The sequence below is a fragment of the Asaia lannensis NBRC 102526 genome (assembly GCF_024054035.1).
Lineage (GTDB): Bacteria > Pseudomonadota > Alphaproteobacteria > Acetobacterales > Acetobacteraceae > Asaia > Asaia lannensis.
The window spans coordinates 22,509-42,527 of the sequence record NZ_JAMXQU010000002.1; the positions used below are offsets into that span (position 1 = coordinate 22,509).

Annotated in this window: 12 protein-coding genes; 10 read left to right on the plus strand and 2 right to left on the minus strand. The window is 61.4% G+C overall.

Annotated features, from left to right (window positions below; all coding sequences use genetic code 11):
* The first annotated feature begins 5 nt into the window (after positions 1–5).
* From NF685_RS02660 to NF685_RS02670, 3 genes are read left to right on the plus strand one after another with little or no spacing between them, the layout of a single operon-like run.
* The gene (locus NF685_RS02660) at positions 6–368 is read left to right on the plus strand and encodes a response regulator (RefSeq protein WP_222547682.1); all 363 of its coding nucleotides are present in this window, start codon (positions 6–8) and stop codon (positions 366–368) included.
* A 34-nt stretch (positions 369–402) separates the two neighbouring features.
* Positions 403–1,884, plus strand: coding sequence for a tetratricopeptide repeat protein (locus NF685_RS02665; RefSeq protein ID WP_252848499.1), 1,482 nt, complete (start codon positions 403–405; stop codon positions 1,882–1,884).
* Positions 1,881–2,519 carry a nucleoside/nucleotide kinase family protein gene (locus NF685_RS02670; protein ID WP_252848500.1) on the plus strand — a complete coding sequence of 213 codons (639 nt, stop codon included), beginning with the start codon at positions 1,881–1,883 and terminating at the stop codon, positions 2,517–2,519. Before NF685_RS02665 ends, NF685_RS02670 begins: the two co-directional genes overlap by 4 nt.
* 74 nt (positions 2,520–2,593) lie before the next feature.
* Here NF685_RS02670 and NF685_RS02675 read toward each other — a convergent pair whose 3' ends face one another.
* Complete coding sequence (locus NF685_RS02675) at positions 2,594–6,826, minus strand: translocation/assembly module TamB domain-containing protein (protein ID WP_252848501.1); 4,233 nt, start codon at positions 6,824–6,826, stop codon at positions 2,594–2,596.
* Positions 6,826–9,042: a BamA/TamA family outer membrane protein gene (locus NF685_RS02680; RefSeq protein WP_252848502.1), complete on the minus strand. Its 2,217-nt coding sequence runs from the start codon at positions 9,040–9,042 to the stop codon at positions 6,826–6,828. Before NF685_RS02680 ends, NF685_RS02675 begins: the two co-directional genes overlap by 1 nt.
* A 325-nt stretch (positions 9,043–9,367) precedes the next feature.
* Between NF685_RS02680 and NF685_RS02685 the strand changes: the two genes are divergently transcribed.
* The 7 genes from NF685_RS02685 to NF685_RS02715 all read left to right on the plus strand — a co-directional run bounded on the left by NF685_RS02685 (position 9,368) and on the right by NF685_RS02715 (position 19,916).
* Complete coding sequence (locus NF685_RS02685) at positions 9,368–10,312, plus strand: lysophospholipid acyltransferase family protein (RefSeq protein WP_252848503.1); 945 nt, start codon at positions 9,368–9,370, stop codon at positions 10,310–10,312.
* Positions 10,313–10,549: 237 nt separating this feature from the next.
* A complete protein-coding gene (miaB, locus tag NF685_RS02690) occupies positions 10,550–11,938 on the plus strand; it encodes a tRNA (N6-isopentenyl adenosine(37)-C2)-methylthiotransferase MiaB (protein WP_252848804.1) in 1,389 nt (462 codons plus the stop codon).
* A gap of 131 nt (positions 11,939–12,069) precedes the next feature.
* The gene (locus NF685_RS02695; RefSeq protein WP_252848805.1) at positions 12,070–13,119 is read left to right on the plus strand and encodes a PhoH family protein; all 1,050 of its coding nucleotides are present in this window, start codon (positions 12,070–12,072) and stop codon (positions 13,117–13,119) included.
* Between the two features lies 1 nt (position 13,120).
* Positions 13,121–13,630, plus strand: a complete 510-nt coding sequence (ybeY, locus tag NF685_RS02700; RefSeq protein WP_252848504.1) for an rRNA maturation RNase YbeY — start codon at positions 13,121–13,123, stop codon at positions 13,628–13,630.
* Positions 13,627–14,547 (plus strand): hemolysin family protein, encoded by a 921-nt coding sequence (locus NF685_RS02705; protein WP_222547689.1) that lies wholly within the window; start codon positions 13,627–13,629, stop codon positions 14,545–14,547. Before ybeY ends, NF685_RS02705 begins: the two co-directional genes overlap by 4 nt.
* A 204-nt stretch (positions 14,548–14,751) precedes the next feature.
* Complete coding sequence (locus tag NF685_RS02710; protein ID WP_252848505.1) at positions 14,752–15,354, plus strand: thioredoxin domain-containing protein; 603 nt, start codon at positions 14,752–14,754, stop codon at positions 15,352–15,354.
* Between the two features lie 23 nt (positions 15,355–15,377).
* Complete coding sequence (locus NF685_RS02715) at positions 15,378–19,916, plus strand: AAA family ATPase (protein WP_252848506.1); 4,539 nt, start codon at positions 15,378–15,380, stop codon at positions 19,914–19,916.
* The last annotated feature ends 103 nt before the right edge of the window (positions 19,917–20,019 follow it).

Genomic DNA, 20,019 nt, shown 5'->3' on the forward strand with positions numbered 1-20,019 from the left:
CGCCCATGCCTCTCTCCCCTACCGTCCTTGTCGTCGAGGATGACTTTCTCATCAGGTCATGCCTGATCGAGTTCCTTGAGGACAGCGATGTTCGGGTTCTTGAGGCCGATACGTGCGAGACGGCGCGCCGGTTCATCCATAGCGATGAACCGGTTGACGTCATGATCATGGATATCTCCCTGCCCGACGGTAACGGTGCCGAGCTGGGCCAGGAAAGCCGGGCACATCGCCCATCTCTTCCGATCATCTACACGACCGGTCATGGCGTGAACGTCGATCAGACATCGGGGCTGGACCGGGTTATGACCAAACCCTACCAGCTGGACGCCATTCTGAGCGTGGTACAGGAACTGGCACCGGGCGCCTGAGCGCTGCCCGGTCGTTTCGCCCTGCCTGTCAGCCATGACATCCGCTCACGCCCCCGACCTACAGACGTTGCAGGACGCCTTTCTCAAGGGCGATGACGCCCGTTGCCTTGCCATGTCCGAGGCCCTGTCACCCCGTTCGGGCATAGGGCCGCACCCCCTCGAAACCCTGCTTCCTGTCGCTGAAAGCCATGACCGTCGTGAGGCATTGCTGGCCCTGGCGCGTCTTGCATCCAGCAATGCCCCGCAGGATTGTCGTCTGATCGAGCTCGTTGCGACGCTCGAAATGCAGATCGGCGATCTCGATGCCGCCATTGCCGGGCTCAATGAAGCGCTGCGCAGAAGGCCCGGGCATCTTCCCGCTCTGGGTACCATGGCCTGTGCGCTGACGCAGGCCGGTCGTTTTGACGAGGCGCGTGACGTTCTGCGGCACATGCATGATCTCGATCCTTCCGACCCCAGCGCCTTGTCCAACATCGCCTATCTTACGGTCGCGATGGGGGACATGAACGAGGCGCTCAATCTCTATCGTCAGGCAATCCAGATCAAACCGGACCATCCTCAGATGCGTCTGAACTACTCGATTGCCCTGCTCAAGGCCGGTTACTTCCAGCAGGGATGGGCCGAGCACGAATGGCGGTTCCGCCTGCCCGGCCACACCAGTCTTCCCATGAATCGCCTGTTGCCCAACATCACAGCCGGGCTCGACCTGCGCGGCAAACACGTGCTCGTGACCCAGGAAGAAGGCTATGGCGATACGTTCATGTATCTGCGCTATCTGCCTTTACTGGCCGAAAAGGGTGCAGTCATCCGCGTCTGGGGGGCAGATACCATGGCTGACCTCTGCGCACGGGTCAGGGGAGTCGATACGGTGCAGGTCGGTGGCGATATACCGCCTTACGACTATCATTGCCCGTTCATCAGCCTTCCAAGAGCCTTCGCAGCCTCGGCACATCCCTTCGGGCTTATGCCACCCTATATCACGGCGGATCCGGTCAAATCTGCATATTGGGCCGCACGCCTGCTCCCGGACCGCAATCTGCGGGTAGGGCTCGTCTGGTCGGGTGCGCCGCGTCGCGATCAGACCGAGTCCTACATGCTCGACCAGCGACGCTCCATGAAACTCGAAACGCTGTCTCCACTTTTCGACCTGTCTCGCGTCACATTCTACAGCCTGCAAAAGGGCGATGCGGCAAGGCAGATCGAAGGATCGTCTCTGAAGATCGTCGATCATATGCCGGGGATCGCGAGCATGGACGACACTGCCGCGTTGATCGGTAATCTCGACATCGTGGTCTCGGTCGACACATCGATGGTCCATCTGGCCGGAGCGATGAACAAGCCCGTTCTGCTCATGGATCGGGTCAATCCCTGTTGGCGCTGGATGACGGACAGGGAGGACAGCCCCTGGTATCCCTCCCTGCGTATTCTGCGTCAGGAACGCGCCTGGGACTGGAGCGGCGTCGTCTCCTCGGTGCGTCGCTTCCTGGAAGACGCCGCGGAGCGCAAGACTTCATGACACCCTCATACGATAGCGCGCGTCAGCGTATCGATGCGCTGCTCAGGCGCCCGCAACGCGTCATCCTCGGCCTTGTGGGCGCACCCGGCGGCGGAAAGTCGACTTTAGCCGCCAGGATCGCTGCCGATTACCCGGATGAGGCGCAGGTTGTCCCGATGGATGGTTTCCATCTTGCCAATTGTGAACTGGCGCGGCTCGGGCGCGCAGGCAGAAAAGGTGCGCCCGACACATTCGACGCCCATGGTTTCGTCGCTCTTCTCGAGCGCATTCGGCGGCAGAATGACGACATCGTCTACGCGCCGCTTTTCGCAAGAGAGATCGAGGAGCCGGTCGCCGGCGCCATTCCGGTCCTGCCGGAGCGGAAGCTCGTTATCGTCGAAGGAAATTACCTGCTCTGCGATGGCGCTTGGCGGGGTGTGCGCGGCTTTCTCGATGAAAGCTGGTTCGTCGCAACCGATGAAACCCTGCGTAACAGCTGGCTCGAAGCGAGACATATCCGCTATGGCCGCACGCCGGAAGAGGCACGCCGCTGGATCGAAGTAACTGATGCACCCAATGCGCGCATCATTCTGCAGACAAAAGACAGGGCCGACTGGATTTATACCCCCGATCCCGAACCACAGACCGCCCATTGACGCGGTCTTGAACGGCTGGAGCCCAGCTCCGTCTCTCTGACCGGTTCTACACGGCACTCCAGAAAGCTACGGGTTCAGTAATCGAACCCGTAGCTCAGACCGATGCTCGATCCCGGGTCGTTCTCAGGGGTCGTAAACCCGGTGATCTGTCCGCCGGTGCCCACCGTCGTATTCAGCTTCAGCCGTTTGGTCAGATCGACCTGAACCTGAGCCTGCGTTCCCGAGCCGCTCGTGGCCTGTTTGGCCCCGACATAAACGCCCTTCATCACGTATTTTCCGGCCTCGACGCTGGCGCCACCGTTACCGACCGCGCTTCCCCCACCAACGGCGAGACGATCAAGGCCAAGGAAACCGCGTACCTTGTCGAGCGGATCGAAACTCGACCCCCCGGTAATCTGCGCGACCGCCGCGGCAAGACTGGCAAGCTGCGTCGGTGAGAGCGAGGCGGTGGTGCTCCCGAAAAGCAGCATGGCGAGAACCTGATCGCGCGGCAGAGACGGCTGGGAGGAAAAGTCGATTTTCGGGGCGCTGGCGTAGCCACCGACCAGCAGGCTCGCCAACGTTCCCTGAACATTGCGGTCCGCCCGAAAATCGAGAGACGGATCGAGCTTGTGATCGACGCCCGACCCATCGAACGCAACGCGCCCCTTGGTAAAGGTCAGATTGACTCCGGCCAGATTGAAGAAACCGCGCTTGAGATCGAAGCCACCCGAGATGTCGGGTGCCGTACTCACACCGCCGATATGCAGCTTGCCCGACATTTCGGCGTCCAGCCCATGCCCGCGTACGAAGAAATTCCCCGGCGAAATCACATTCATATCCAGCCCGATTACCATGGATCTCGTCACCGCCTCGCGTGTCTCGCCTGGACGGATGACCGTGAGTTGGGGGATGGAGGCCGGCATGGAACTCGGAATATTCACAATCACAGAGGGCAATCTGATATCGCCATCCACATCGATACGCGTCGAAAGCTGCCCATGGGCACGCAGATCCGTATCGATCACCGCTGTCAGCAGATCGCTCGTGACCGGCTGCGCCTTGCGTGCCGTTACATGGATATCGAGCGGCAGCCCCGGTCTGAGGGCGCCGACCGTGCCACTTAGCGCAATGGTCCCCTTGCCCGCGTGAGCAAGAATATTCTGCAGGGTCAGCGTATCGTTGGCGGCAAGGATAACGCCATTGATATCGCTCAGCCGGACACCTTGCCCGTAATGGGCGAAATTGATTTTTTCGAGTGTGACACGCCCGGATGCCATCGGTGCCGAGACAGGGCCAGACAACGCAAGATTGATCGCGGTTTTCCCCGTCAGGGACATCCCCTGTGCGCCAAGCACGGGATTGGCCACCGCGAGATCGACACCGCCATCGATCTTGAGGCCGAGCGCGCCTGTCGCACCTGTCGGGGCAGTTCCGGCAACACGCAGATTGACACTTTTACCGGCACTGGCCTGCGCCCTGATCTGCGCCATCGTCCCGGCCAAGGTGGCATTGGCCTGCATCGATAAAGGCGGCAATGCCTCTGCCGTTCCCGAGCGCATATGCAGATCGGACAGCGTAAGCGCGATCGTTCCGGCAGGACGGGCCAGATCGCCGGAAAGATCAGCCTGTGCAGCGAGCACCCCGGAAGCATCGAGACCTGGGGCAAAAGGCTTGGCCAGTGCTGGCGTCACATGGGCAAGACGTAGGTGCAGATCGAGCCTGGGCTTGAAGAACCCGGCGATGTCGATCGTCGCAGGCGAAACACCGGCAGGAGCCACGCTGGCCTGCAGGCGGTCCACTCCCATCTTGTCGCCGAAACTGATCGTGCTTGCACCGGAAAGACGCAGGGTCTCACCCTTCAGGACCGCAGCGAGACGCTCAAGACGAACATGTTTGCCGGGCAGATCGAGAAGCATTGCCGTATCGAGCGAAGCAGGTGCAGCCATGACATTGCTGAAGGCTGCCTTGGCGTTCAGGGCAAGCGCATCGAGTGGACCGCGCGCGCCGAGGGTCGCGTTGCCGGTCATCGCCTGAAAAGCGACCCCGCCAAGGACAAGCCTGAGATCGAGATCGGGTTTGTCGACAGGATTGGCAATTCTGCCAGTCAGATCGATATTGCCGATACGGGCAGGCGCAGCCTGCACGCTGCCTTTGACAGCAAGACTCATGACAGGCGGCACATTCGGCGCCGGATCGCTGGTCTTCACATCCAGCGCCACATGCCCTCCAAGAGCACGTCCAGCCAAAGCACTGAAATCGTTGAGATTTTTTGCAACGATCGACACTGTACCCAAAGGCAGCCTTGCACCCGATGCAAGGGTCAAATGCCCTTTACCCGCCAAAGAAGCCCAGTCGAGCGTGTTGAGAAGGAGATCGGCCGATCCGTCCTCATGACGCGCGAATGACGCATCGAGATCGAGCTTGCGTCCGTCTAGGCGCCCCCCTGCCGTTAGCGTTCCCTGCGGCGCATTCGGAAGGTGAAGCACGGAGAGATCCAGCGTCAGTGGTCCTGGCGGCACGTCACTGGCACCGATCTCGCCCTTGAGCTGCGCCTTTGCGGCGAGATCGTCCACGGGGCCGTCGGTATGGGCACTCAGCGCGGCATGACCATGCAGCTGGGGAGCAACGGCCTTGAGATCGGCAATGGCGAGAAGCGCATCGTTACTCAGGGCCATTTTCTGCCCGAGTGTCACGACGCCCGTGTCGTGCAGATGCAGCGCCTTGCCGTCGACTGTAATGTCATTGAGAGTCAGGGTACGCGCGCCACCGCTTTCGGGTGACGCCGCCACATCGAGTTTGATCGTCGCATTCGCGCCGAGCAATGCGACGGCCTGTTTCATCCCACCTGTCACCGCAAGGCTGTCATGCAGGGTCAGATGAGACTCCCCTTTGGGGCGATAGGTGAAATCGGCATGGGTAACGCTGTGTCCGGCCAGATCGACCTTGCCAATGGCAGCGAGCGAGGCCAGATCGGGTAGAACCAGATCCAGGGCACCCTGAATGTCGGGCTTGAGGCGCGTCGCCGCACTGAGCTGGAACAGAGGATGCGTGACCGAGAGGCTGACATTCTGTTCTGGCGTATTGGGCAGCGCCGTCATGCGGGCAAGCACCGGTGCCTGTGCCAGGAGGGCAGCCGGCACACCGGGGGCGCGCACGCCATCGGCGCGCAGGGCGAGCGTGATTTTATCGGCTTTGGCGGCTTGCCCTTCATCGCCTGTAAAGCGCAGGTTCAGATGCCCAATACCTGCATTGGCCGCGGCAAGAGAATCGATATCGAGAACGCCGCTTCCAGACGGGGCGATCAGATCGCCATGTAGCTCGGCATTGAGTGCAATGGCAGACCAGGCAATTCCCGTCATGGGTGACATGGCGGGCGTTGATGCATTGATCGCAAGATCGCCCTGATGACGGGTCAGGTCGACTGCGCCTTGCGCTTTGGCCGCAATAGCCCCCGCATGAAGCGATAGAGCAAGCGTGTTTCTTACGACAGGTCCCTTGAGGTCTAGCCTGAGCGACAGCGGATCGAGCACCGCCATTTTCGTTGCCTGCGCAACAAGCCCGTCCGCACTGTCATCGAAAGCGAGATGAAGATCGAGTGTCTTCGCCGGGGTCGCCAGCGAGAGATTTATATTGGCAGGTTTGTCCAGACGCCTGATATCGAGCCCGAGCGTTGCGACCGGCAAGGCACCGGGTTTGAGGCCATCCAGCACCGGGGCCAGATCGGAGAGCCGCATATGCCCCTGGGCGGAGGCCGATAACGGGAATCCGGCAAGATCCTTGCCCAGATCGATGCGTCCGATATCCAGACGGTCGAGATCGATCCCGTAATGCAGCGTCGACGGGGTCGATGGCGTCGATGGTGCAGGGGGTGCTGCCGGATCGGATACAGGCAGACGGTCGAAACGCAGGCTTTGTGCGGAAAGCAGCGACGCATGCACCGTCTTGTGGACAAGGGCGAATGGCGACCAGTTCAGTCTGGCATCGTCGAGCACCAGGTAAGGGCCGAGATGGTCATGAATGGTGAGGCGTCCGATATGCAGGCGGGTCGGGAAGAAACCACCCATCCCCTGTATCTCGACCATTCCGCCGGTAAGGCTGAGCGTCTGGCGTTCGATCGTGCGCTGCCCATAGGGAATATTGGCAAAGATCAGTATGCCGCATAGCGCCACAACAATCAGGCCGACAGGCAGCCCGACGAGCAGCACAAGCGCCCAGTACAGGATGCGCTTCCAGCGTGGTCGACGGGGCGGTTTGCCTGAGGGGGCGGCAGCGCGCGCCTTTTCCTGCCTTGCAGTTGCCGTTGTGTCATCGGGCTGACGGTTCATCAGAAGGTCTCCCCGAGGCCTATATAGAGCTCCCACTTATCGCCATGGGGCGGCCGGTTGGCAGGTAACGCGATATCGACACGCACAGGACCGATGGGCGTATAATATCTCACCCCGGCACCGTAACCGACGCGAAGCTTGCCCTGGAACGGGCGGCTGCCCACCCCGACCTGCCCGGCATCGACAAAAGCAGCTGCACCGAAGCTCTTGAGGAAACGCTGCCGGAACTCGACCGAACCTGCATCGAGCGATGTGCCGCCAATGCCGTATTTCCCGTTCTGCGGTCCCACACCCTGATAGCGAAAGCCTCGCACAGTCGCGGGACCACCGGCGTAAAGCCGCTGATCGGGCGGGATCTGATAGGTCGATGCTCCCTGCACGGACCCGACGATACCGCGCACGGCAAGAACCGAACGACCCGGGCGGCTCAGACCGAAATTATGAAAATCGAAATAGGTCGAGGCACCGGCGCTCATGATAGTGAAAAACGTACTGCCACTTTCGAGGGATTCCGACGGGGTGATGTTGATATTCGCCCGCACACCATGTGTCGCAGGATCGATCGGATTGGAGAGCTCGGTACTGTCATAGGTCGCACCCAATGGCAGCTGCACGATCAGATAATCCGTGGAAACACCGAACTGCTTGATGTTTTCCTGTTCGGCCAGCACGCTTCCCGAGACACTCCAGAATTTATTGAGACGCCGGATAAGCCCGCCACGCACAAGCAGCGCTGTCTGATGATAGGAATAGAGCAGCTGCCTGATACCCTCGACACGCAGGCTCAGATTCTGGTCGCGGCGCAAAAAATCCGGCTTCAGAAAATCGGCATACACGTCATAGCCCAGTCCCTGCTGCGCACTGCCCCCGACACCGGTCACCAGCGCTGTCAGTTTGAGCTGCTCTGCGCCACCCAGAAGGTTATGATGGGTCCAGCTCGCACCGACACGTCCGCCGAGATCGGTCGAATAGCCGATCTGGCCCGATACAGTGTGCCGCTTGGATTCCTGCAGCGAGAAACGCAATGGCATGGCCTGTGTCACGCCGGGGGTTCCAACGCCTTGCGCAAGTGCAACCAGCGGCGGCGCATCATGCACGGCAACCGATGAGAATATGCCGACACCGGCAAGATCCTGACGGGCTGCCTCGATCCTGCTGGGCTGGTACAACTGCCCCTCACCGATCAGAAGCCTCTTCCTCAGAAAACTCTCGCGCACATGCTTCTGGCCGGTAAAGCTGATGGGGCCGATATCGACCACCGGGCCGATACCGACCGAGACCTCGATATCGAGCGTCCGCGTGGCGGGCTTGAGATAGGCTACAGGCGTCCCGACAAGGGCCTCTGCATGTCCCTCTTCGAGCAGGGCACTTTGAAGAGAGGATTGCGACGCAAGGATATTACCCGCAATCGCTTTCTGACCGCTGGCGAGACCGAACGCCTTCTGCTCAGCGGCGCTCAGTGTCACCGGTGTGGCTGCCTGCTGTGAGGCGCCCGGTTGCGCTGCTGCGCCCCGAGAGGGTGTCTTCCCCCGATTGTCGGCCGTGCTTTTCGTCGCTTTGGCCGCATTTCCGGATGGCAACGCCTTGTTGTCGCCCGTTCCGGCACCCGGGTTGCCGCTATGCTGACCCGTCGCACCTTGGCTGGTCGCACTCTGGCTGGTCGCACTCTGGCCACTCGTGTTCTGGCCAGTGGTACCAGAACCATCGTTGAGAGGTCCCGGAACGAGAGAGACATGGCCGACATGATATTGCGGACCGGTCTCCGGCTTTATGGTGATCAGCAGCTTTTGCGTAGCATGCAGCGATGCAAGCCTGTCCGGTAGTGCAGGATTGCGTCCGTCAATCACCGTGCCGTCAGGCAGGCGCACGGTGATGATCACCTTGCCTTCATAAAAGCCCCGGCTTTCGAGAGCTGTCTGAACACGGTCATAATCGCCACGGATACGTCCAGCGAGTGCATAAGGGTCGACTGTTTTCGTTTTCTGAAGCGAGACGAGCGTCGATGCCGCCTGCACCATCGGATCGAGTTCAGGATCGGATGTGGGCTCGACGTCAACGCGATAGGCGGTATCGGAGGCGCCCGGCGCTGTCCCCGTTTTGGCACCTGCACCGGTGTTCGCCACGGCATTCGTTCCGGTGTCGGCACCGTTCCGATGCTCGTCCGCGCCAAATGCGTCCTGCCCCTGAACCCATGCGCCCACCAGCCCGAGAACCATGACAAGACGAAATGACCGCGCAGGCCTTATCGCGCCCGTCAAGGACGAGGAAAGACATCTCGCCCGATCACGGGAACGAGGGCGCGGGGCATGGTAAAACGACAGCAATACAACTCCTGCTGTTTGGTCGAACCCTGAAATCTCTGGCAGAAAACCGTGTCAGGATCATGTCACGCCTTGCCTGACAAGAAAAGACACGGAGCATTGCAAGGCGTTGCACACCATTGATCTTGAGGGACTCATCCACAGCTTTCGTTCAATCTTCATCAAAACCCCGCTGTATCGCTGTTGTCGGCCTTGCGCGTTTCGCGTTAGGTATTGTGCAATGACAGACGCGATTACGCGCCGCCGTCCTGCAAGTGACGCACCCGGCCCCGATTCATGGACCGCCCCTCTCGAGCCTGCCCTGGGGAATGGCATCATCTGCAGGCTTCGGGCAATCAGGCGCATGAGCCTGTCCTGTTTGTGGACTCTCGCTGCCTCGATACCCCAGCGCATGCTTCTCAAACGCCCGGGCGCTTCGAAGATCGTCTTCGCCCGTTTTTATTGGGCAACGATCTGCCGTATTCTAGGCCTGCATGTGCGCGTCGTGGGTGAACCGGCCGGAACGATACGCGACAGCATTGCCGTCAAACAGGGCGAGAGACCGGTCATTTTCGTGGCCAATCACTCCTCTTGGCTCGATATCGCCGTCGCAGGCGGCATTTTGCCCACTGTCTTCGTGGCCAAGCAGCAGATTGCAGACTGGCCCGTGATCGGCACGCTTGCGCGTCTCGGCCGGACGATTTTCGTCAGCAGACAGCGCAACAACACGGGTCGCGAGCTTCAGGCCATGACGGATCGCCTCAATAATGGCGATAACCTCATCCTGTTCCCCGAGGGCACATCGACCGATGGCACGCATGTCCTGCCGTTCATGTCATCGTTCTTCGCCATCGCGAAGCCGAGCCGGGTCGACCCGTCCCTGCCCTTGCCACCCTCCGTGCTGATACAGCCGGTATCGATAGTCTATGACCGTCTGGATGGCCTGCCCATTGGGCGCGCGCGACGCACGGCGCTCGCCTGGTACGGAGACATGGAGCTTGCGCCGCATATATGGTCGGTCACGCAATGGCGCTCGCTCGGCGCAACCGTCATTCTGCACCCGGCCGTCGACCCTGCCGATTATTCAAGCCGCAAGGAACTCTCGACCGCAGTGCAGGAAATCGTGTCGCTTGGCGTTGCGCAGCTTCATCACAATCCCGACCGCCCCGAGCCCGTGCATATCTGATCGCTCATATCCGATTGCGGGCACGTCATGGAGCCCGACAGGGTCGCCTGTCATCAAATATTAGCCATGCATTTACGGATCGTTTCGGCTACAAAGTCGTCTGGACAGACATCATGCACTGAGCTGACCCGGAAATGGCGCAACAGGGTTTCCCCGCTCCGTGCCGGCTCATGCAGAACAAGGCCCAAGGGCAAAAGGTAAGGACACGTGACGGTCGACGCTCCACGCGACAGCAATATCCCGGCGCAGAAAGACAGCCAGACAAATGCGCGCGGGCTGCATGTCATCACCTGGGGCTGTCAGATGAATGTCTATGACAGCGCACGCATGACCGACGTTCTGGCGCCGCTCGGCTACAAGGCCGTCACCTCGCCCGAACAGGCCGAGATGGTCATTCTCAACACCTGCCACATACGCGAACGCGCTGCCGAAAAGGTGTTTTCCGAGCTGGGACGCCTGCGCAAGATCAGCGAAGAACGTGAAGCTTCGGGGCTGGGTCGCTCGATCATCGCCGTTGCAGGATGCGTCGCCCAGGCGGAAGGCGAGGAAATTCTCGCCCGCGCGCCCTATGTCGACATCGTTCTGGGTCCGCAAACCTATCACCGCCTGCCTGAAATGGTGGCTCGCGCAGCCCGAGCCGGCGGGGCGGTGATCGATACGGATTTCCCCGTAGAGATGAAATTCGATTTCCTGCCCGAGGATTCGGCACCGCAGGTCGAAGGCAATCTCACCGCATTCCTCACCATTCAGGAAGGCTGCGACAAATTCTGCTCCTTCTGTGTCGTGCCCTATACGCGCGGCGCAGAGACCAGCCGCTCGCTGCCATCGGTGCTGGCCGAAGCACGCCGTATGGTCGAAAGCGGCGTGCGCGAAATCACGCTACTGGGCCAGAACGTCAACGCCTATCATGGTGACGACGGCAACGGCGGCGTGGCCGATCTGCCCACCCTTGCGAAAGCTCTTGCCGCCCTGCCCGGTCTCGAGCGCATACGGTACATGACCTCGCATCCGCGCGACATGGATCAGGCGCTGATCGACGCCCATCGCGACAATCCGGCGCTGATGCCTTTTCTGCATCTCCCCGTGCAATCGGGATCGGACCGCATTCTCAAAGCCATGAATCGCGGCCATACGGGCGACGAGTATCGCGCCCTGATTGCACGCCTGCGCGAGGCCTGCCCCGATCTGGCCCTGTCCTCCGACTTCATTGTCGGCCATCCCGGCGAGACCGAAGAGGATTTCGAGGCAACGATGCAGCTCGTGCGCGATATCGGTTTCGCGCAGGCCTTTTCGTTCAAATACTCGCCCCGTCCCGGCACGCCTGCTGCAGGCCAGCCCTTCCAGGTCGAGGAAGCCGTCAAGGATGCCCGCCTGCAACGCCTGCAGGCCTTGCTGCGCGAACAGCAGGATGCGTTCAACGCCGATATGGTCGGCCGGACGTTGCCCGTGCTCTTTACCGGACGCGGACGCAAACCCGGACAGATCACCGGACGTTCACCCTATCTGCAACCGGTCCATGTCGAAGGGGCCGATGATCTCATCGGTCAGACCGTTCCGGTTGTGATAACCCAGCGTCTTACCAATTCGCTGGCTGGTACACTCTTACGGGAGAGAGTCTGCGCTTGAGCCACCCCACGGCACCCCAGTCGCATCCCGAATACGGGACCAATGACCGTAACTCCAGGCGGCAGCTTCCGCCTGATACCCCTCCTCAGGATCAGGGACATCGCACCTCTGCGCTTCGCTTTGGCGATAATATCCTGCTTCAGCAGCTTCTCGGCGATCACGACCGCCATCTCATACGCCTCGAACAGGGTTTCGACGTCCGTCTCACCTGTCGCGGCAACAAGATAGCCATAACGGGTGAAGCGGCCTCCGTCGCACGTGCCCAGGCAGCCATAACGGCGCTTTACAACCAGCTCGAACATGGCGGCAAGATCGACGGTCCCGTGGTGGATAGCGTCATTCGCCTTTCCGCCCTGCCACGCCCGACACGCGCCGCTGAACATCGTTCCGCCGCCGCATCGGGCATCGAGACACGCGCAGGCGAGACCGGTCGCCCGGCATCGGAAGGCCCTGCGCCGTTCACCGATCTGCCGGCGATCAAGACCAAGCGCGGGGCGATTGCACCCCGTTCGCGCGGTCAGGCCGCCTATATGCAGATGCTGGCCAAGACCGAACTGACATTCGGCATCGGCCCCGCCGGTACGGGCAAGACCTATCTGGCCGTCGCACAGGGCGTTGCGATGCTTCAGGCCGGTCAGGTCGATCGCATCATTCTCTCGCGTCCGGCCGTTGAAGCCGGCGAACGCCTCGGCTTCCTGCCCGGCGATCTGCGGGAGAAAATCGATCCGTATCTGCGGCCGCTTTACGATGCGCTGAACGATATGCTGCCGGGCGATCAGGTCGCCCGTCGCATGGCCAATGGCGAAATCGAGGTGGCGCCGCTCGCCTTCATGCGCGGACGCACCCTTGCTCATGCCTTCGTCATTCTCGACGAGGCACAGAACACCACCCCGGCCCAGATGAAGATGTTCCTGACCCGCATGGGACAGGGCGCTCGTATGGTGATTACCGGCGATCTCAGCCAGATCGATCTGCCCTCGGGCGTCGCATCGGGCCTGCGTGAGGCGGTCGAGACCCTTGAAGGCCTGCCGGGAATTGGTATTACCCGTTTTGAGTCTGCTGATGTCGTGCGTCACCCGCTGGTGGCACGCATCGTGGACGCTTATGATCAACGAGTGGCTGCGGCACGGGATTACTCCCGAGGCAGGTCGCGCCGGGAATACAATGGAACCTCGAAGTAGTTTGACCCCATCCGCCGAAGAACCGTCCTCTATCGGGAGGGCGGCGCTTCGTTCACGTCTCGATCTCATCGTGGCCGATCGCCGCTGGCGTGCCAGCGTGCCCAATCTGGAGGCGCTCGTGGCGCGCTGCCTGGAGGCAAGCTGGCCCTGGCTGGATCGCGATCGCGTCCCTGCCTTTCTTCTGGCAGGCGATCACGCGATCAAGGCGCTTAACGCCACGTTTCGCGACAAGAACAAACCGACCAATGTTCTCACATTCGAGGAGAACGGCGCGTTCGGCGATGGCGATATCGCGCTGGCCTATGAAACTGTACGCCGGGAAGCCAAGGCGAGCGGCAAGAAATTTCCGCATCATTTCGCCCATCTGGTCATCCACGGATTGCTGCATCTGGCCGGTCACGACCATCACCGTCCCGATGAGGCACGCCTGATGGAAATGACCGAATCCCGCATTCTTGCTCGTCTGGGGATTCCCAATCCCTGGCGTCTGGGTGGAGGGCGCGGCGCATGAGCGAGAGCGACGACCATCGCCAGCGCCCGGCAAAAGGGCTTTTCGGCATTTTCAATCGCAAGGGGCGCGAACAGGGCCTGCGCCTCTCCATCGCGGCCCTTGTCGAAGAAGCCGCCACGCCCCATCCGGAAACAGGCACCCGCCCGGAGCTGGACAGGCAGGAGCGTGCGCTCATCACCAACGTGCTTCATCTGCGCGAGAAAACCGCAGATGACGTGATGGTGCCGCGTGCCGACATCGTCTCGATGCCCGCAGATATCACGCTCGATGAAGCGCTCGATTTCATGCGGCGCGAGAACCATTCGCGTGTGCCGGTCTATCGCGACCATCTCGACAACGTCATCGGGATGATCCACGTCAAGGATCTGATTGCCTATATCGGCACGTCAGACGCCTTCGATATCGAGCCTCTGCTTCGGCAGCCTCTGATGGTCGCGCCGCAGATTCCGGTACTCGACCTGCTGCTTCAGATGCGCCAGCGACGCACCCATCTGGCGCTGGTGATCGACGAATATGGCGGGGTGGACGGTCTGGTCACGATCGAGGACCTGGTCGAGACCATTGTGGGCGACATTTCCGACGAGCATGACGAGCCGGTCTCGGCCATGATCTCGGAGCGTGCCGATGGCTCATTCGATCTCGATGCCCGTCTCCCCGTAGACGAGCTCGAAGGTTTCATGGGCCCTGTCCTGACAGAGGCCGAGCGAGAGGCCGAAATCGAAACGGTCGGCGGGCTGGTTTTCCGTCTTGCCGGTCACGTGCCGATCCGGGGCGAGGTCTTCACGCATGAAAGCGGTCTGGTCTTTCGTGTCACCGATGCCGATGCACGTCATATCCGGGCACTGAGAATGCGCGTACCGGCCGACTGGGTGCGTCGCGATACGCCCTCGACCCATCGTGGTGAGGAATCACGCTAGGCATTTCCCAGGTCAATCACGCCCCTGTTCGGTCACATCCGAAGGCGAACCTGCCCGCTCCCGCAAACCGGCTTCTGCAGTCGAAGGAGAGCGGGCCGGTAAGGGGCCGACCGTGCGGTTTGCCCTTCGCGGGCACGCCGCCCCTTGACGGGGACGCGCAGACGGTTTTCAAAACTTCGATATTATCTTCGGGGAGTGTTCTTCATGTCTTTGTACCGGCGCAGTTTCCTGGCAGCCATTCCTGCCCTCGCCCTCATGCCGAAGGCTCGCGCAGAAGATGCCCGCCTGACACCGCGCACACTCGGTAATCCGAAAGCGCCGGTCACGGTCAATGAGTGGTTCTCCCTCACCTGCACCCATTGCGCCCATTTCGAGATGACGGTTTTTCAGGATGTGAAGAAAAACCTGATCGATACCGGCAAGGTATTTTACGTCTATCACGATTTCCCCCTCGACCAGATCGCCCTGCTCGGCGCCATGGTTGCGCGGTCTCTGCCCGTCGATCGCTATGTGCCGTTCGTCAATTCCATACTCTCAAGCCAGGATCGCTGGGCTTTTGCGCGTGACATCGACCCCAAGAAGCAGATCCAGCAGATGGCCGCCCTTGCCGGGATCTCGGCGGAGCAGTTCGCGAAAATCGACGGCGACGACGCTTTCCGTCAGGCGCTTGTTGCGCAGCAGGACGCCGATCAGGCCAAGTACAATATCGGGGGCACCCCCTTCTTCATGTTCAACAACCAGCCCTACAATCAGGAACTCCTGACCTATGAAGCCTTCGAGGCCGAGGTCAAGAAGGCCGGCGGCTAAGCAGAGGACCCCGCTTTTCGCGTATGTCAGCCAAGATCACGCGCCTGCGGATAGCGGGTTTCAAGAGTTTCGCCGATCCTGCCACGATAGATATCCTTCCCGGCCTGACAGGTATTGTCGGGCCGAATGGATGTGGCAAATCCAATGTTGTCGAGGCCCTTCGCTGGGCTATGGGAGAGAGCTCCGCTCGCGCGCTGCGCGGTGGGGAGCTCGATGACCTGATCTTTGCTGGGACGAGTGCCCGCCCCGCGCGTTCTCTGGCCGAGGTCACCCTCTGGCTCGACGAGGCTACGGGCCTTGCCCCACCTCCTTTCAGCGAGGCCGAGGGGCTCGAAATCTGCCGCCGTGCGGAACGAGGCTCGGGGAGCGATTTCAGGCTCAATGGCCGTGCCCTTCGCGCGCGCGATGTCACCACGATGTTTGCCGATCTCTCATCTGGCGCACGCAGCTCGTCTATCGTCAGCCAGAACCGCGTCAGCGCATTGATCAGCGCCAAACCGGAAGAACGACGCTCACTCCTGGAAGAAGCCGCCGGCATCACCGGTCTCCACGCCAGACGTCACGATGCGGAGCTCAAGCTGCGTCAGGCCGAAGCGAATATGGAGCGCTCTGAAGACCTGCGACAGCAGATCGAAGCCCGCCTTGCAACGCTCGAAGCCCAATCGGTACAGGCCCGTAGCTATCGCAGCCTGTCAGATGCCATTCGCGAGGATGAACAGCGCCTTGCCTGGCTGATCTACAGCCGCGCGCGCGATCTGGTGGACCGCACGCAGGAAATGCTCCATGCAGCCGAGAAAGAGCGCGACGACGCCGCAGCCCTGTCGCTCGAAGCGACACAGGAGGGCGAGACCGGCAAGGCACGCTGTCATGCCCTGCGCGAGACGGTCGATACCCTGCGCGAAGCGCGTGACAGGCTGCGTGTACTTGCTGAAACGACCCGCCTGTCGCTCAACCAGACGCAGGCAAAACGCGATGACAACCAGCGTCGCTGCGAACAGGATCTGAGCGATCACGCCCTGGCCCGGTCACGACGCGACGAGCTGGCCGCGCGACTGGATATGCTCACCACCGAGCAGCATCGTCTAGACGCAGCACTCGCGACCCTGCCGGACGAACTGACTGCGCTGCGCGAAGCCAGATCGGCTAGCGCTATTGCGCTTGCAAATTGCGAGACGCAGCGCGCGCAATGTGCCGAAACACTCATGACCCAGCGTCTGGCGGCCCAGAAGCTCGAAGCGGATTACGAAACGATCGATACCCGCCTGGCGGCGCTCGATGACGAAGAACAGACGCTGGCACACTCCATTACCGAGTTGCAGTCATCCCTGCCCGATGAAACCGGGCTCGCCAGCCTGGAGCAGGCGCTCGAGGCCAAACGCAGGGAACGCGATGCCTGCACGGCCGAATACGAACGTCTGACAGCTGCCGTGCAGGACGCCCGCCTTGGCTATGCCAGGGCAGGTCAGGCCGCTGCGCAGGCGCAGAATGCGGCACAGGATCACCGAGAGGCGACTGAACGCCTCGCAACCCGGCTTGCCAGCCTGACGGCCCAGCTCGACAAATATGCGGGCGAGCATGAGGCACTCCTTAAGGCGCGGCCTGGAAGCGCAGTGCTTGAAGCAGGCGAGGTGCAGGTCGAAAGCCTGCGTCAGTCATGCGATGCAGCACGCAATGCAGCAGCAGAGGCGCAATCGACCCTTACAGAAAGCGATCAGACGCTGAGACGTCATGAAGCCGATATGCAGGGAATCGATCAGCAACGTCGTTTGCTCACCAACGAACAGAAACAGGCTCAAGCGGCTGTCTCGCGCTACAGGGCCCAGATCGAGACATTACGGAGCGCACGTAACACGATCGAGGCAGGTCGCCCGGATGAGACGGCAGGCGCAGACCTCTCAACCCGTCGCAAGAGCGCTCAGGACGAAAGCGCGGACCTCGCCAATCGTATCGACATCGCGGCTCGAAACCGTGACACAGCGCGCACCGCGCATGAAAACGCTGAAAAATCCTTGCGTGAAGCCCGCGCCGCCCATCTGGCGCTGCAGGCCCGACTGGATGCCTTGCGCACGAGTCTGCCCTCGGACGGTCTGCCGGATTCACTCCTCGACGCGCTGTCGGTTCCGGTCGGACTGGAACGCGCAGTCGCCTCCGCATTCGACCAGACGCTCGAAGCCTCCCTTGACCCGGCGCAGAACCGCGCATGGCTCCAGCTCCCAGCCGTCGGGCATGCACCGCTTCCCGGTGGCGTTACGGCTCTTGCTACACTGCTCGATGCACCACCGGCTCTCTCACGCTGCCTCGCCCATATAGGGATCGTTACCGACAGCGCGCAGGGTGAGGCCCTTCACCCCCAGCTGAGCGCAGGTCAGAGTCTGGTAAGCCGCGACGGTGCGCTCTGGCGATGGGACGGGTATCGCGCTGCCGGAGATCTTCCCTCCACGGCGCTCGGTCGTGTCGAACATCTCGCTGCATTACGCACGGTAGAGGCCGAATGTGACGAAGCCTCGTCGCGTCTGCCGGCCCTCTCCGAGCTTCTGAACACAGCAAGATGTGAAGAGGAGGCGCGCGCCAACGAGCTTGCATCGCTACGCGCGCATCTTCAGCACGCCGAGAAAACCCTTTCACGTGCCCGTCAGGAGGAAGCTGCGTTTCTGGCCCAGCATGAGCGTTATCTCGGTCAGATTGCACAGAACGATCACGCTCTTGCTGAAGCCCAGGTGCAGTACGAGCAGGCCGAAAAGCGTGTTACCGCAGCCGATGAAGCCCTCTCTGCGTTACCCGACGCGCAGGCTCTCGCGGCCAAAGCCGATATCCTGCGTCAGACCCTTTCCCAGGCACGCAAGACGAACGAAGAGGCGCTGAAGGCGCTGCGTCTTGCTGAAAGCGCCTATCGTACCGCGCGCGACGAAGCCACCCGGCTACGCCTGCAGGATGAGGCGAATGCCTCGCGACTGTCGACCCTCTCCGGCGTCCTGGCGCAGGCCCGACAGGATCGTGATGGACTGGAGAACGAAAAACAGGCGCTCGAGAAAATCGATCCGGGACGCGAAGCGGAAGCAACCCACCGCGCGAAGGAAGAAGCTCATCGTGCGCTTCAGACCGTCGAGCATCTTTTCATCACCACCGACACGACACTGACTGCTCTCAGGCAGGTGATCGGGGCCGATGAGCACGCCCTTCAGGAACGTCGCGACCTCAGGCTGAGCGTATCGAGCCGCCTCTCGGCGCTGCTGCCGCGCCGCGCCGCGCTTGAACAGACACGCACGTCCCTCAGGGAGCAACGGGCCAGCCTTGCTTCCATCCCGGATCTGACACCGCTTGAACAGTCGCTGCACGATGCCCAATCGGCGGAAACCGCCCAGCGGGAGCGGAACCGCCTGTGCTACGAAGCGCAACGTCAGGCTGAGAGCGACCTGTCGCGCACCGAGCAGGAAAAGGAGCAGATCGTCCGCAGACTTGCCGAGGCAACGGCTCTGGGCGCAACGCTGGACGACGATTTCATTCGGCTGGAAACCCGTGTTCGTGCCGCTCAGGAAGAGCGCGCGAGCATCGATGCCGAACATGACAGGCTGCGAACGCAGGCAAACGAGAATACCCACGCACTTGAAGCCGCCGAACGTGATTACGACGAGGCAGCCCAGACCCTGAGTGCACTCGAAAACGCCATCGACGTTCTCGCCCGGACGAGACAGCAGGAAGACGAGCGGTGCGCGCAGGCGCGTGAAACGGTCATACGTCTTCAGGAACGTCTGGATCAGGCGCGCAAACAATTCGAAACGCTCGACGAGACGCCCCCCGCCCCCCCGACGACGGCATCCGGCCAGCCTCTTGCCGATACCGCCAGCAGCGACCAGAGCGAAAGCGCGCTCAAACGCCGCCTTGCACGCAACCAGAAGGAGCGCGAAGCACTCGGCCCGGTCAATCTCCTCGCCGAGCAGGAATATAGCGAGGCAGAAGCACAGGCCAGCCATCTTGCCCACGAGCATCAGGAACTCGATTCCGCCATCGCGCGTCTGCGTGGATCGATCAACATGCTCAAGAAAGAAGGGCGCGAGCGTCTCCAGGCCATTTTCGTTGAGGTCGACCGCCACTTCCAGTCCCTGTTCAGCCGCATGTTCAATGGTGGCAAGGCCCATCTTGGGCTTGTGGGCAGCGACGACCCACTGGAAGCCGGGCTGGAAATCTTTGCCCAGCCGCCGGGCAAGAAGCTCTCGACACTGTCACTGCTTTCGGGCGGGGAGCAGGCCCTGACGGCGCTCTCGCTGATTTTTGCGACTTTCCGCTGTCAGCCCTCGCCCTTATGTATTCTCGACGAGGTGGACGCCCCTCTCGACGACGCAAATGTCGAACGCCTGTGCAGCCTTCTCAAGGATATGGCCGAAGAGGCCCAGACACGCTTCCTCATCGTTACCCACCATCAGCTGACGATGGCCCACATGGACCGTCTGTTCGGTGTCACGATGCAGGAACGTGGCGTCAGTCAGGTCCTGTCGGTCGATCTGGCGCTCGCCGCTTCCTTTGCCGAAAACGGCGCATCGGCCGCCGGACTTGCGGGCCGCTGAACGAAACGAAGAGAGACGCACGAGGGAACCAGGTTATAACCATGTCTTTATTGTGTTTTTCCCCCGATGCGGCCCATAATGGCCGTTTCGACAGGGCAGCACA